This window comes from Mycetohabitans sp. B46 (assembly GCF_037389205.1).
Classification (GTDB): domain Bacteria; phylum Pseudomonadota; class Gammaproteobacteria; order Burkholderiales; family Burkholderiaceae; genus Mycetohabitans.
Genome location: NZ_JADBGL010000007.1, coordinates 157,321 through 172,209 on the forward strand (window position 1 = coordinate 157,321; position 14,889 = coordinate 172,209).

Consider the following 14,889-nt stretch of genomic DNA (forward strand, 5'->3'; position numbering starts at 1 on the left):
GAAGCGATATGGCACAGGTACTTAACTTAATGGTCATGCCGATGGCGCCCGCTACTGGATTGGAAGGAGGTAAGACTGCGCCGTCCGCAGAGGCGATCGGAAAATTTCAGGCGTTAATGGAACGAGCCGATATGGTAGACCCATCCAGTGGTGCAGATAATGGGCCATCGACGTTGGGTCGTATACTTGGCGCCCAGGATGTGCAAATGCAGCAGTTATTCAATGATATGAACGCGCTGCCGCAGCAGGCAATGAGCATGTCTATGCCGGAGATGACGATGGCAACGTGCCGGATCTTGTCCGAATCGACCATGGTGCATGCGAATATCTCTATGAGCCAGGCGATAACCATGGCACCAAAAAATTCAATCGATACATTACTGAAAAACCAATAAATTATGCTTGCCCAACGACGCGGTGCCGCGCATCGGGCCGGGCGGCTCGCTATGATGCTCGTCCTGTGCATCTCGCTGTGGGGATGCCAGAAGGAGCTATACAATAATCTTTCCGAGCAAGATGCCAATGAAATGATGGTTGCACTGCTCGAGCATGGCGTAGACGCGTCCAAGACCACGGCGGACAATGGCAAAACGTGGTCGCTGGATGTTGATGAAACAGAAATAGTACGCGCGATGGCGGTGCTTCGCTCCCGCGGGCTGCCTCATGCAAAATACGACGACCTTGGTAATCTGTTTAAGAAAGATGGGCTGGTTTCCACGCCGACGGAGGAACGAGTACGCTTTATATACGGGTTGTCGCAGGAGTTGTCGGATACGCTGTCCAAAATAGATGGCGTCGTCGTTGCGCGGGTGCAGATCGTATTGCCGAACAACGACCCTCTGGCGTTGCAAACAAAGCCATCGTCGGCATCCGTGTTTATCAAGTATCGACCCGATTCGGACACGGCCGCACTGGTTCCGCAAATTAAGACACTTGTCATGCACAGTGTCGAGGGCCTGACTTATGACGCGGTGAGTGTCACGGCGGTACCGGCAGATCCACTGGATTTGTCTCGCATGCAAAACAGGCAATCCTATCTACTTCCGTTGATTGCAGTGGTACTGTGTGCGATATTGTTTCCATTGGCGTGGTGGCTGGGCCGGAACGGAGCGAGAAACGGCCGAACGTTGGTCGCTCAACTGGCTAAGCGGATCGGCATTCGACCCAAGCAGAATAGTTCGGCTTCGGCATCGTAACCTACGGGAGCCGAAATGACACCATTCGAGCGTGCCGCCGCAGCGTTGCGCGCGTATGAGCGCAACGCGCGCAATACGATCGAATGGGCGGATGCAACGTGGCTTGCCGCTGCGCTCGGTACCACCACGGCAGTGGTTCAAGGCCTGCAGGTTGCGTGGCGTAACGCCCAGCGCACCCAAATGGATTTGGCCTCCTACGCGCTACTAAATATGAACAGCGTAACGGCACCGACGGTAAAATCGCTGATTGCCGGCCATGCCGCGATGTTCGATATGCTGCCTGTCGATCAGGGCCTGCGCATGCTACGGGTACGCGCGTTGTTGTTCCGTGGTGCACAGGTGCGTCGCGTCATTGACAATGCGAGTCGCAGGCGGCTTGCCGATTGGGCTGGCGTTTCGTTGGATCTCATCAGTCAGGCCGCGACTGGCGCGCCTGACATCGCCGCACTGCCAATGGCGCCCCTCATGAAGCCACTTGACGAGATCGACGCGCAGACGCTCGCGCAAGAGGGCTACTGGCTGATAGTTCGAGACGAGCGTGATGCCGCGCGTTCGATACCGTGTACGCTGTTACGCCTTGCGTTGCCGCGAGAAGTGAATCCGCCTAGGTGGCTGAACGCCAAGGTCAGCCACCTTGATAAAGACGGTACGCAAAATCTTATTAATCATATACCTGCCTGGCTGCCGGAGTGGAAATGGCTATTTGGCTGAAGTCGCCATATCAAATCCCGCATACGGACGGCGTACACGTTGGTGCGAGCCGTGACGTGATCCCGGCCGCGGAGTTTGGTGCGCTATTGACAATTGAACAGGCGTACGAGCAACTCGAAGCTGACAGGCAGGAGACGCTCGAGCGCGCACGCAACGAGTCCAACAAAATAGTCGAGGCTGCACGTCAGTCCGCACAGCAGATACTCGACGATGCGACGCGCGAATACGAGACGGCCGCGGAGCGCGGCTATCGCGATGGCGAGCAGCGCGCGCTGTCCGATTGGATGGAACGGCTGGCGGAGCTTGCCGACAGCGAACGGCGAATGCAGATACGGATGCGGGAGCGGCTTGCTCAGATCGTCACGATTGGGGTCGAGCAAATCGTGCATGTGCAGCACACCGACGCGCTCTTTGAACGTGCGCTGAATGTTGTTGACCGGATTGTCGAGGGCGCGGCATATGTCCGAATTCTCGTAAGCGAGTCCGATCATGATCAAGCATGTGTGGCTTTCGAACGTCTGGCGGCGCGGTGGCGCGAGATGGGACGTCCGTTTCCGCTGACTGTTATCGCTGATAAGAAGCTGCCTCCCGGAAGCTGTATTTGCGAATCGGATTTTGGTTCGGTCGACGCGAGTCTTGCGACTCAGCTAAGGGCGATGCGCACTGCAATCACGCGTGCACTAAAGCACTCGTTGATCGAATACGATAATCGCGAACAACTGCATGACGATGGCAGGCATGCATCCCCGTCCCACGCGGTCGATGACGAAAGCGATCCAGCAGGCGCTCCGATAAATGAACATGACATCAACGACGCTAGCGATGGCGATGGCGAGGACATGCTGGATGGCGACTTTTTGGATGACGATGAACTGGATGCGACGGCCGATGAGGAAGCGCTTGACGATATTGCATCCGATGATGAAGCGTTCGGCACGGAAGAGTTCGATCAGGGGGAGCTCGATGACAACGAGTTTAACGACGACGGATTCCTCAGTGATGACGGTGACGATGGCGTTGACGAAGAAGGCATTGACGAAGAAGACCTTGTTGATGAAGTTTCGGGCGATGAAGATTTTGGAGAGGAGCATTTTGACCTTGCGCAGCGCAATGAGGTTCAGACTGACGAAGCTTGCGAAGCGCCGCTCGATCTCTATGCTTCCGATCATGAGCAACCGCACGATTCCGGCAGCGCGAGGCGGGACTGCACTCAATGAATCGTACGGACGGGGTTGAGATGCACAGCGACGACGATTATCCCTCCGCGCTGGAGTACGATGCATTGCGCGTTACCGACGTAATCGAGCGCGCCATCCTATCTACCTCCGGTATTGCGCATCACGGCAAGGTGCTCGAGGTCATTGGCACGCTGGTCAAGGTCAGCGGGCTCGACGTTTCCCTTGGCGAGCTGTGCGAACTGAGGGCTCCGGATGGCACCGTGCTGCAGCACGCGGAGGTGATAGGATTTACGCGTGACATCGCGCTGTTGTCGCCATTCTCGCGATTAGAGAACGTGTCGAGGTCGACGCGCGTGGTTGGACTGGGCCGGCCGCTGTCGGTGCCGGTCGGAGATGTCCTGCTGGGGCGGGTGATTGATAGCCTGGGGCAGCCGATCGATGGCTTGGGCCCCATCGATACCGAGGAATTGCGACCGATTTTTGCTTCGCCTCCGGATCCAATGAGCCGGAAAATGATCGAGTATCCGTTGCCCACTGGTGTGCGCGTCGTCGATAGCATGATGACACTGGCCGAGGGGCAACGGATGGGGATTTTTGCTCCGGCGGGCGTCGGCAAAAGTACGTTACTGGGCATGTTCGCACGCGGTGCGCAATGCGATGTCACAGTGATTGCGCTAATCGGCGAGCGCGGACGTGAGGTGCGCGAGTTCATCGAGCTCATCCTTGGTGAGGAGGGAATGGCGCGATCCGTGGTAGTTTGCGCGACATCGGATCGATCGTCCATTGAAAGGGCGAAGGCTGCCTATGTCGCGACGACCATCGCTGAATATTTTCGGGATCGTGGGCAGCGCGTGCTCCTGATGATGGACTCGTTGACACGCTTTGCACGCGCGCAGCGCGAAATTGGTCTGGCGGCCGGCGAGCCGCCGGCGCGACGCGGCTTTCCTCCGTCAATTTTTGCCGAATTGCCGCGGCTTCTGGAGCGCGCCGGCATGGGAGCCACGGGCTCGATCACTGCACTGTACACCGTGCTTGCGGAAGACGAGAGCGGCAGTGACCCGATCGCCGAAGAGGTCCGGGGTATTCTGGATGGCCATATGATCCTGTCGCGCGAGATCGCGGCGAAGAACCAGTACCCGGCCATCGACGTGCTTGGCAGCTTGTCTCGCGTCATGTCACAGGTCATGCCTCGCGAGTATGTAGACGCGGCCGCCCGTGTGCGCGAATTGATGGCGAAGCACCGGGAAGTGGAGATGCTGCTGCAGATCGGCGAGTATCAGCCGGGCGGCAATCCATTAGCGGATGAGGCTATCGACAAAATTGATGCTATTCGGGCGTTCCTGAGCCAGCGTACCGACGAGCGCGCAGACCCGGACGATACCCAGGCGCGTCTGTTCGAACTGGCTCACGGCTAACGGGTGCGCGATGGCGGTATCGGATCGCAGGATCGTCGCGTTGCGCAGAGCGGTGGCGCGCCGCACGCGCATGGAAGATGAACTGCGCGCGGTGTTCTCAAAGCAGCGAACGGAGCAGGCTGACCTCCGGGAAGCGTGCGACAATAAAAAAGCTCAGATCGATCAGGAACGCGGTGTATTGAAAGCCAGCGAAGCCCGCATTACGGAGATGATGACCGGCAGTAGCTGCTTTTCCATTGTCGAGATGCAGGGCACAATGCGCTATATGGATGTGGTGATGGACCGCATTCGTGTACTTGAGAGAGAGCGTGATGCGCTCGAGCAGCAATATCGGTCAAAGACCGATGAAATATCGCGCACCGCGCAAGCGATCGCAAGAAATCGCGGGCGTATCGAGGCATGCGACAACCGTATCGGCATGCTGAAGCGCAAGCTTGACGAAGCGGAAAGCGACATTGCCGACGACGAAGCTGAAGAAGCGGCGTTGGCGCGTATCAGATCCCGCGGCTGACAGAGGCTGACCCGATGATAATTGAGCTACTCAGATCCTTCGGCGAATGGCATGAAGCGATTGGCGGGTACGTTGCGATGTTGGGATTGTGCTCGGCACGCGCCTTTATTCTGTTTCTCATGTTCCCCCCTACTGCCGATGGAGTGCTGCAGGGGATCGCCCGTAACGGCGTGGTGCTGCTGTTTAGTTCGTTCATTGCATATGGCCAGCCGGTATCGTTCTTCGAGTCCATGACGGGCGTGATGTTGGTCGAGATTTGCATCCGCGAGGCACTTATCGGACTGGTGCTCGGTTTCGCCGCGTCGACGGTGTTCTGGGTTGCGGAAAGCGCCGGTACCTACATTGACGACTTGACTGGCTATAACAACATACAGATTACCAATCCGGTCCGCTCCGAGCAAAACACGCCAACCGGCACGCTGTTGCTGCAAATTGCGACAGTGGCATTCTGGACGCTCGGTGGCATGCCTATTCTGCTGGGCGTGCTATATGATTCGTACAACTGGTGGCCGATCATTTCCCGTACTCCAGTTGTGGGAAATATTCTGGAAAGCTTTGTATTGCACCAGACTGACACGTTGATGCAAATGACGGCAAAGCTTGCTGCACCGATCATGTTCATCCTGTTGCTGGTCGATTTGGCGGTCGGCTTTGCCGCGAAATCGGCACAAAAGCTGGAGTTGACGCAGCTGAGCCAGCCGGTCAAGGGGGCACTGACAGTGCTGATCCTTGCATTGTTTGTTGGTATTTTCGTCGAGCAAGTCCGTGGGCAACTCGTGCTTTCAGGATTGGGGGACTACATGCGCGAGCTGGCGCACGGACTGCGGTGAAAAAAGAGCGGGCCATCGACAAACACACCGCTGACGCCAGTAATATCCAGGAGGAAGCGCCCCGATAACTGTGCACTGGAACGCTGCGGTACGTCAACCGTTAATGCCGTAGCCGGTTATCAATTCAGCGACCAGGCTGGCCACCGCTCTGTATGGCGGTGGATGAAGTCGGCTGAATTTGCCTGCTGGGAGGCGGACCGATTCAGCCCATCCCGAAAGGCCTGAAAGCCATATGAAGCTGAAGCTGCTGCCGAAGCTGTTGCAGCATGAACTCAGCATGCGCATCAATCACCATGCCAAACGGCATAGCATCTAACCGCGTAAGCTCTTGTCTTCTGCTCCCGTCTACGAAACGATAGCGAATAAGCCGAACAAGCTACGCAGAACCTTCTTAGCGGCAGCATCGCAAAACCCGCCGAATAAGCAATGCTATCGAAGAGTTAAGTTGCATTAATCGAACGTTGGGTTACAAGGGCGAGCCAGCCGGCAGCCTGTCATGGCCGGGACAAGAGCAAGCGGCACCCGGGAGGTGACTATTTCACCTCACACACAGGCATGTCGGGCTTGCAATTCGCCGCAGTTGCCTGCTGCGCGACATCGTTCGTGGCGCCGTCCGGCGTGACGGGCTGGCCACGCCGATAAAACAAATAGGTTGCCGAGTACGGTACATAAAGCGCCGTGCGTTCAACCGTGCAGACGGGATCGGGAGGCAACCCCCCGGACGTTTGCACGCGCTGTATCGACGTAATGTTGGTGAACCTGCCGGCTTCTCCGGGTTCGGCGGAGGAATGGACGGCGGTCAACCGTTGCCACGGCAGCGTCGATGCGCTGATTATCTCCTGCGCAAGCAACCTTGTCACGACGTAGCTGCCATCGGTTGCTATGAAATATCCGCCCGGTGATATAACTCCCGCGCTGTGGCGCGACGCATCGACCAGTGTCGCCAGCGTTCCGGTGGCATGCCAACTCAATTGATTACCGTTGCGTTGGCATACATACGTTTCATTCCCATGTACGCGGAAGACTTCCTGCAGTAACTCGACTGGCTTGGCTTGGAGCGAGGCGGGCAGCGTGCTGTTCGACGGCGGCACATCGGGCGCCGCACAAGCCGCCAGCCCTAGCGCACAAGCGCCCGACACCAGTATGGTGGCGCGTTGGCCAGGCGCAGCCGGCCGGCTCGTCAGCCGCCTGTCGTTGCCGCTTGACGGGATTCGATGTGCCCGTGCCCATTTTAGAAGACATGTAAGAGGATTCACCGTGCGGTATCCGTCAAGATCGGCTGGAAAGAACTGAAGTACAACGCTATCGGGCCGCGGCCGATGGATGCCATGCGAAATGATGAATGACCAGGCGTAGTAATGGGCTACTGTCTACAGCCCGTCGGCGACGGTTCCGCTATGCTCTGTGCCGTTGTCGCGCTCCTAATTGCGCGGAAGAATTTCAACAGTCCTCAAAATATAGCAGTTTGGTCAGATTTGTTGAAAATGTTGCAGGATGGTTCGACTAGATTCCGATATGTCAGACCCGCAAGGGCGCTTGTAATGACGTCGTGCGTCAGGCCATGAGGCGCGCGCATATTGGAGTCTCACGATGCTCATAACACCGTATTTCCCGTTGGCTGCAGCCCTGTCGTCGAAAAATGTGCCGGCCGAGTTCATGAACAAGTTGATCGAAGCGAATCTCACTGCCGCAGGTGGCCAAGCAAGCCGGTGGGGCGAGGATGAGCGCGAGGATCAACAGGTCGCCGGGCTGCTGCAACTGCACGCCGATATGCAAATGACGCTGGGTATCGATGACGAGGCAGAAACGTCGTATCGTCGCGCGCAGCGCGCGGTGCGGGAGTGTGCTCATGCAGTGCGAGCCGCTTCTTGTCGCAATGCTGGCTGGCAGGCGCTGTTCCGCTGCCGGCTGGCAACGGCGCTGTCCTGCTTTGTCCGCCTGGTCGACGACGCGGAGTTGGATCCGTTGCAGCGCCTGGAGGCTCAGTTCGGCCTGGTGTGCGCATTGCACGAGCTTGGGCAGGGCCGCTTCCTGCGCGATGCGATCAAGCAGCTGATCGAGCTGGCCGAGGAGGCCCCGCCCGAGGTGGCGGAGCGCTGGCAGGAGGTTGTGCTGACGCTGCGTCTGGATATTGCGGTGCAGCGCGAGCTGAGGCTATCGTCCCAGCTTGGTGACCACGCCTACTGGCTGTCCGGCGCTGGTGATGAACGATCGCTTGGCAGCCGTGATTCCGGTGCGCTGATCGAAGCCCTGGAGACCGATGTGCAGCGTGTCCAGATGCCGTTGCTCAAACAACGAATCATGTACTTGCGCCACTTGCGACTATTGTCGCACGGCGTGCGCGACGCAATGATGAATATCCAGCAACACTTGGACTGGGCGTCGCGTAACGGATTGTCCGAGTATGGGCGATCAACCCGAATCGAGATCGGATTGGCGGCGTTGCACGCAGGCGCGCCCCAGCTTGCCGAGTCGGTAGTGGAGTCGCTGAACCGTGTTGACTACGTCTCCAGCACCGGACGGCGGCAAATCGACTATCTCTATTGCCTTGCCAAGATCAGGCAAAGCCAGGGTAAGGTCAACGAGTCGATGCAGTACTACACGCGCTATGCGGTTGTCTCAACGCAATGCCTGCGGGACGACTCCCAGGCGCTGGTGTCGTTCTCCAGCCGTGCGACGCCCCAGACGGGCCAGCTGGACGACATCAGCGCGCGGCTGCCGGCCAAGTACCGGCGGGCGTACCGATACATGCAAGAGAACCTGACCCGGCATGACTTGTCGGTGCGCGAGATCGCCGCGGAGGTTGGCGTGACCGAGCGGGCCTTGCAAAGTGCTTTCAAAAATTTTCTCGGATTGTCTCCAACCGAATTGATTCGCCGCCAGCGCATGGAGCGCATCCGGGCGGAGCTGTTGAGCGACTCGCTGGAGAGCGAACGCAGCGTGCTGCGCATCGCGAACAAGTGGGGTGTGCAGAACCGGTCGACGCTGGTGAGCGGGTATCGGAAGGAATTTCAGGAAGCGCCGTCGGAGACGCTCGACCGGTAGACGAATACCCGTCGATCGCCGTGCGTGTCCGACCGTTGGTGAAGGATCCATGCAACCTTGGCAACGCGTAAATCGATGACAACAATGAACTGGATGCAGACAACCCGGGGTGTGGTTTCAGCAGGCGCGGGCACGATGCGCAAGAAGCTGATCTGTGCGGCATGCATTGCGTCGCTTGCTTTGGCCGCCACGCCGGCCTTCGCCGACGACATACCGATACACTGGCACAGCCGGATGGTCCATGTGTCAGTGGAAGGCAAAGATATCAAGGACGTCCTGCGAGACTTTGCGTCTAGCCAGGGTGTGCCCGCGACGATATCCGGCGATGTTCACGGCAAGGTCACAGGCCGTTTCGACATGCCGCCGCAACGATTCCTCGAGACCCTGGCGTCAACCTTCGGCTTTGTCTGGTTCTACGACGGAACAGTGTTGTCGATCAGCGACGCGAGCGGCGTGACACGGCAGGTCGTCCAGTTGCAGCACGCGAGCGTCGACGACTTGAAGGCGGCACTCGATCGACTGCGAATCACTAATCCAGCCTTTCCGTTGTCCTACGACGATACCCGCAATACGGTACTCGTCAACGGACCACCTCAGTATGTACAGCTGATCGCCGAGGTGGCGAGGCGAGTCGACGCGGCCGTGGCGCGGCAAGCCGGCTCGCAGGTACGCGTTTTTTCACTTAAGCACGCGTGGGCCGCCGACCATAATGTCGACATCGACGGACAGCGCTATGTCGTTGCCGGTGTGGCCAGTGTCTTGTCGGGGCTATACCATCCTGAGAGCAAGGCGGCGCTAGGCGGATCAGGAGACGGCTCGCAGAGTGGTTTCGCGAAGGCTTACATGCGGCGCGTCGATCCAATGGCCGACGCTGGTGGCAATCTCGGCGGTATGGCAGCCGGCGGCGGACCGAACGGGTCCACGGTGTTGATGCCGCCCTTGCCGGACAACATGCCCGCGGGTACGGTGTCGCCAGGTCTGGCCGGGCTGCTGGGCGGAATCGGCTCAGGTAATCGTACCGCGGGCGGGGGTATCGCCGGGCTGCCGGGGCAAGGCATGGGCGATTATGGTGGTGGCGCGTCACGCTACACGGCTGGTTTCTCCGGTGACCTGGGGCCGGCTGCCGATACCGCGTCGCTACCCGTTATACAGGCGGACGAACGTACCAATTCGGTGCTGATCCGCGATTTACCGGAGCGCCTAGCACAATACCAGTCGCTGATTGACGCGCTTGATGTCAAGCCACGGCTGGTGGAAATTGAGGCTCACATCATCGAAGTTGACGATGACGCGCTCAAGCAAATTGGGGTGGACTGGCGGGCACACAACAGTCATGTTGATTTGCAGACCGGCAATGGTTTGCACAGTCCCTCGTCATACGATGGCACCCTCAATCCCACATTTACGTCCAACAGCAGCGACGGCACGACCGTCATCAGTACCGCGCCGCTTGGCGCGTCCCTGACGGCTGTGCTGGGCAACGCCGGGCGTTACCTGCTGGCGCGGGTGGATGCGTTGCAAAGTGCCAATCTCGCGCGTATCGACGCCAGTCCGAAAGTCGCGACATTGAGCAACGCGGAAGCCGTCATGGATCACAAGACGCGCTTTTTCGTCCGCGTGGCCGGCTACACGTCGGCAGACCTGTACAGCGTGTCCACGGGCGTGTCATTGCGTGTTCGGCCCTTGGTCGTGGAGGAGGACGGGCGGACACGGATCAAGCTGGAAGTTCACATCGAGGACGGGCAAGTGACCAATCAATTGGTAGATCATATACCTGTTATCACGACTAGTACGATCAATACCGAAGCGTTTGTAGGGCAGAACGAAAGCTTGCTGATAGCGGGATACCGAACAGACTCCTCGTCCAACCTCGAAACAGGGATACCGCTGTTGTCTAAGATTCCGCTGATCGGCGGTTTGTTTAAATACCGTAGCGACCAGCGCAGTCATATGGAAAGGATTTTCCTGTTGTCACCGCGCATCATTGAGTTCTAGGATCGGCGCCACGGACGCCGGGCACTGCCATTCAGGCCTGGCGTCGAGCACGCATTCCACCGTCGGATTGACGTCGTCATGGCGATGTAAGACCGTTTCATTGCCGAGCGACATAGGGGCCGTGGCAAGCGGAGCCTCGAGCGGGCCGCCTATCATCGCCGACGTTGCGGTATCGGTCCCGATGGATTCAATCCGATAGCCATGTGCATACATGGTGCGCAGACGCAGGCCCTGCGTGCCATGCAGCTCCAGCTTTTTGCGCAGCTTGTAAATGTGCTGCTCCAATGTTCGGCCTACGATGTCCTCGGAACTGCTCCATACCGCACCGGCGATTTGCCGACGGCTGACATATTCCCCGTAGTGTGAAAATAGCAGCCAGGCAATCGCGAACTCTCGCGGCGTCAGCCGTACCGAGTCGCCGTTGACGCGGACAATGCACGTATTCGGATCGAGACGATAAGGGCCGCACTCGATCACGCCGGCATGGTCTGTACGACGGGTGACATTGAAGCGCCGAATCGCCAGATGCACCCGCAGCAACAATTCGCGTGGATCGACGGGTGTGAGCACAATATCATCCGCGCCGGCGTCCAGCACGTGCCCAATACTCGCCCGGTCCTCGAGCGCCCCGATGACGATCAAGGGCGCGCGACGGTCCGCATAGCAGGCCCGGCGCGCGAGAAATGGCCGCAAAGGGTGAATTCCGATGGCGGAGTCGACCAGGATGGCGTGAAATTCCTCACGATAGGCTGCACGGGCGAGCGCCACATCGTCGACGAACTGCTGGCATGGCTCGTTGTCGGCCTCGAAGCACGCTTCGATGAACTGGAATAAATCTTTATTCCCGGTAAGAATGGCAATTCCCATTTCTTCTCCAGTAAATTCTTAATTGAACCGCTTTTCGCGACTGGCGCTATGTCAGGGAGCGGGCAGGGATGCGACATCCCGACTGTACGGCAATATGAGTGCCAATTATGTAACGCGTTGTTTCAAACAAGCGAACGCACATTGCTTTATCCGCATTGTAGGGATGGGGTCATAAGCGTGCAGTCCATCAACTGTTTCACTAAGCGGAATTCGAATTTTAAGATTGGGACGAGCGGCGCGCCTGGTGGTGTATTGGGTACCGCTATGCAGCCCCCTCCAAGCTCATGCAGCTAGCAAGCCCAGCGTAGCGGTAGTGTGATGGCTGTTATAGCGGACAATACAGCGGATAATAGTTTACGGAAAGCTTGCACTAAATTGATGTGTATGGATTTTGAAAGGATATTGTGATGTTCATATCAGCGATATATTTTGACGCTTCAAACCTGCAGCCTACTGCAAGTAGGGAATCGGCATGGGTATCGCGATATTAGAGCCATGACTCTTTATTGCGACAGTTGGAAACTAGTATTGCTGATACTGAAATTCAAGCTGATTGAGCATTGGGGTCATAATGCGTGATACGGCGTCATGTTGACGTGCCTAGTCCAGTCCGGCACGGTTGCGCCGTTGAGACGCGCATTACCATGGCGGCGTACCGGCGGCGTGATCGGCCGCCATGACTGTCAAGCCATGCTGAGAAAGGATTCCTACTCGGAATTCGTCTTGACGACAGTGACGGGGATGCCGCGCAGATGAGCGGGGCTGCTTTGCCGGTTTTGGACTAACGGGAAATCGCATCTTCAAGACGGTAGCCGCAGCGATACAAGGTTCGAAGCTGCACACCATGTGCACCGTTTAGCTCCAATTTCTGCCTGAGCTTGTCAATATGTTGCCGCAGTGTGCGGGCAACCACATCTTCCGGACTGCGCCACACCGCGCCGGCCATATGCGCGCGACTGACATGATGGCCGTATATCGTCGGCGCCCGCGTCCAGTAGCTCGTTGGTATGCGCGCCGCTATCTGTTTCGTATATGATGATGATAGGCACGCGTCGCACCGACGCACAGGATCGACATCGTAAATGGTTTCAATACTTCGATGCCGAATCGCGAGTCGATGACGATGGCATTAACGAGTTTGGAGCACACCGTTTTAGCCAGTAAGGTTGCTTCGACAAATATTCGACAAACGAATTTTGCCGGCGTTACGTGTCCTATGCCAAGATCAAAAAATGTGGATCGGAGGATGGTGCTGCAAGTTTCATTGGTTTTTCTAGGTCCCCTGCATTAAACTTCCACGCAAGTATTTTAATACTGTAAACGCTGAGCTTGCATCGGAAAGGACAATGCTTCTCTGTTCCTGCCTATTCATGGACCGCTGTGATCTGGCTTCCGGGGTACCTGGGATTCCAACTGTTCGATGTCTGTGGCCTGCTCGAGGTTTTTGCCATGGCCAACGACGAACGAGCATCACGCAGGTTGGCTTGGCGCTACCGGTGCGCGCAGTTGCCGTGGCCCATGGCGCAGCGGGCGGCGCGGCCGTAGTGCGCAGCGCGGCTGCAGCCGGCACAATGCAACCGTGTTGCCTAGGCTTCTCACCGGGATCGTGACGGCGCGGCGGTGTACCGCGTCAGTACGGTAATCAGCATTCAGCGTGCACACGCCACGGCATGCTCGATCTGGACGCGTATGTGCTCGTGATCGTCGCTGTCCATCCCCGGGGTGTGGCCCCCCGGGCGCATATCGAGCTTAAGAAAAGTGGCGACTACGGACAGGGCGATCGGATTGCCGTCTTCCAACACCAGCTTGACATAGCGCCGCCAATCGGCGTCCCGCAGGTGATAAAGGCAGCACGCGATCAGCGCGGCGCAGGCCGCGCCGCCTTGATGTCGTGCCTCGATCGACTTGAGTACGCGCAGCGCGCCGATCCAGTCTGATTGCCGCACACGCAGATTCGCTTCACTGAAGTCGACTTGTGTTGATGATGGCTTGAGCACGCGCAACGCCAGCAGCAGATCGTCGAGATCTTCGGATGGTACACTGGCCATGCCCAACGCGAAGAGCCGCAGCAGCGCGCCAACTGTTTTGTCGCTGCAGTTTAAATAGGAGGCGCGGCGAACGGACGATAGCGCATTCATGGCGATGTCACAGTGTGTTATTGGACTTGACGTGTCGCCGATCACGCGCCGACGACCCTGTCGATGGTATGCCGACAGGGACAGCGCGCCGGCCATGCGCGCGAACTCGTGTATGGATATCGGAAATGGGTGCGCGCGTCGGGCCGACTTCGCATCTGGCGGCGTGCGCAACAGATTGCATGTGGTTGGGTTGACCCGATCATCGAGCGCTTCATACTGATAGGCGCGTAGTTCGATAACCACGGGCCTTCTGTTGGCTTTATACCTTCGTCGCTTGTTCTTGTGCCGCATTGAGTCCCTTAATATTTATAAGCAATACTAAAGAAATTTATTGTTAAGGATGACGATAGTTTGGGCGTAGGGTAAGGCTAGGTTATGGCGTGGCTTCATCGGCGACGCATCATCCGATGATTGCGCGAGTCACCCTATGGCGGTACCGATGTATGTCCAGTTTGTGCACCGATAGAGGCTGGTTCAATGCTATCCGTACCAGTGTTTCCGTATCAAAGCTCGCATTGATCGCATGCCATATCGATTTTGTTTGCTTCCATTGTGTGGTGGACGTCGGTAACGAGCACGGACCGTCATGTGGTTCGTTGACTGGGGCGACGGCTTCGCATAGCCGCCATGGTAGCCCACGATTGTCGAATAAGCTTCTGCTCCTCGACACTGTCATCGTGATGCGATTGCAGTCTTCGTCTGCAGCCGATTTTCAGCTGCATCGTCAGCGCGGAGCGCGAATGTACAACGCATGGTCCGGCCGCCGCGACCACGCGGCTTTTGTGTAACTGCGCCTTCCCGAGGAGGCGTGTGCTGTGCAACGAGACTCCAGATGTGCAGCCGCCGCCGTAAAACACTGGTCGGTCCGTGCCGTAACAGTCGATATCTAAGCGCATTCGCCTGGTGCAACATTGGCGATATGTTGCCGCTTGGATGCGACTTATATGGCCTTTGTAAGCGGAATAATTTAATGAGCGTGCCCAATTTATTGGCGAATTTTGAA

Annotated in this window: 13 protein-coding genes; 9 read left to right on the forward strand and 4 right to left on the reverse strand. The window is 57.7% G+C overall.

Annotated features, from left to right (window positions below):
- The first annotated feature begins 8 nt into the window (after positions 1-8).
- From IHE30_RS09835 to sctT, 7 genes are read left to right on the forward strand one after another with little or no spacing between them, the layout of a single operon-like run.
- Positions 9-395, forward strand: a complete 387-nt coding sequence (locus IHE30_RS09835; RefSeq protein WP_337690226.1) for a hypothetical protein — start codon at positions 9-11, stop codon at positions 393-395.
- 3 nt (positions 396-398) lie between these two features.
- Positions 399-1,196 carry a type III secretion system inner membrane ring lipoprotein SctJ gene (gene sctJ, locus IHE30_RS09840; RefSeq protein ID WP_443193636.1) on the forward strand — a complete coding sequence of 266 codons (798 nt, stop codon included), beginning with the start codon at positions 399-401 and terminating at the stop codon, positions 1,194-1,196.
- A gap of 15 nt (positions 1,197-1,211) precedes the next feature.
- A complete protein-coding gene (locus IHE30_RS09845) occupies positions 1,212-1,907 on the forward strand; it encodes a type III secretion protein HrpB4 (protein ID WP_337690230.1) in 696 nt (231 codons plus the stop codon).
- The gene (gene sctL, locus IHE30_RS09850; protein ID WP_337690232.1) at positions 1,892-3,124 is read left to right on the forward strand and encodes a type III secretion system stator protein SctL; all 1,233 of its coding nucleotides are present in this window, start codon (positions 1,892-1,894) and stop codon (positions 3,122-3,124) included. Before IHE30_RS09845 ends, sctL begins: the two co-directional genes overlap by 16 nt.
- Before the next feature lie 20 nt (positions 3,125-3,144).
- The gene (gene sctN / locus IHE30_RS09855; RefSeq protein ID WP_337690295.1) at positions 3,145-4,500 is read left to right on the forward strand and encodes a type III secretion system ATPase SctN; all 1,356 of its coding nucleotides are present in this window, start codon (positions 3,145-3,147) and stop codon (positions 4,498-4,500) included.
- 10 nt (positions 4,501-4,510) lie between these two features.
- Complete coding sequence (locus tag IHE30_RS09860) at positions 4,511-5,011, forward strand: type III secretion protein SctO (RefSeq protein WP_337690234.1); 501 nt, start codon at positions 4,511-4,513, stop codon at positions 5,009-5,011.
- Positions 5,012-5,025: 14 nt separating this feature from the next.
- Positions 5,026-5,841, forward strand: coding sequence for a type III secretion system export apparatus subunit SctT (gene sctT, locus IHE30_RS09865; protein ID WP_337690236.1), 816 nt, complete (start codon positions 5,026-5,028; stop codon positions 5,839-5,841).
- Between the two features lie 533 nt (positions 5,842-6,374).
- Here sctT and IHE30_RS09870 read toward each other — a convergent pair.
- Positions 6,375-6,980, reverse strand: coding sequence for a DUF3455 domain-containing protein (locus IHE30_RS09870; protein WP_337690237.1), 606 nt, complete (start codon positions 6,978-6,980; stop codon positions 6,375-6,377).
- A gap of 451 nt (positions 6,981-7,431) precedes the next feature.
- Between IHE30_RS09870 and IHE30_RS09875 the strand changes: the two genes are divergently transcribed.
- Positions 7,432-8,886 carry a helix-turn-helix transcriptional regulator gene (locus tag IHE30_RS09875; RefSeq protein WP_337690238.1) on the forward strand — a complete coding sequence of 485 codons (1,455 nt, stop codon included), beginning with the start codon at positions 7,432-7,434 and terminating at the stop codon, positions 8,884-8,886.
- An 84-nt stretch (positions 8,887-8,970) separates the two neighbouring features.
- Positions 8,971-10,881 carry a type III secretion system outer membrane ring subunit SctC gene (sctC, locus tag IHE30_RS09880; protein WP_337690297.1) on the forward strand — a complete coding sequence of 637 codons (1,911 nt, stop codon included), beginning with the start codon at positions 8,971-8,973 and terminating at the stop codon, positions 10,879-10,881.
- Here sctC and IHE30_RS09885 read toward each other — a convergent pair.
- The 3 genes from IHE30_RS09885 to IHE30_RS09895 form a co-directional block, all read right to left on the reverse strand.
- On the reverse strand, positions 10,858-11,748 hold the full coding sequence (locus tag IHE30_RS09885; protein WP_337690239.1) for a response regulator transcription factor: 891 nt from the start codon (positions 11,746-11,748) through the stop codon (positions 10,858-10,860). The two genes, sctC and IHE30_RS09885, sit on opposite strands and share 24 nt — an antisense overlap.
- 781 nt (positions 11,749-12,529) lie before the next feature.
- The gene (locus IHE30_RS09890; protein WP_337690240.1) at positions 12,530-12,814 is read right to left on the reverse strand and encodes a winged helix-turn-helix domain-containing protein; all 285 of its coding nucleotides are present in this window, start codon (positions 12,812-12,814) and stop codon (positions 12,530-12,532) included.
- Between the two features lie 583 nt (positions 12,815-13,397).
- Positions 13,398-14,129 carry an HrpB1 family type III secretion system apparatus protein gene (locus IHE30_RS09895; RefSeq protein WP_337690241.1) on the reverse strand — a complete coding sequence of 244 codons (732 nt, stop codon included), beginning with the start codon at positions 14,127-14,129 and terminating at the stop codon, positions 13,398-13,400.
- Positions 14,130-14,889 lie beyond the last annotated feature (760 nt).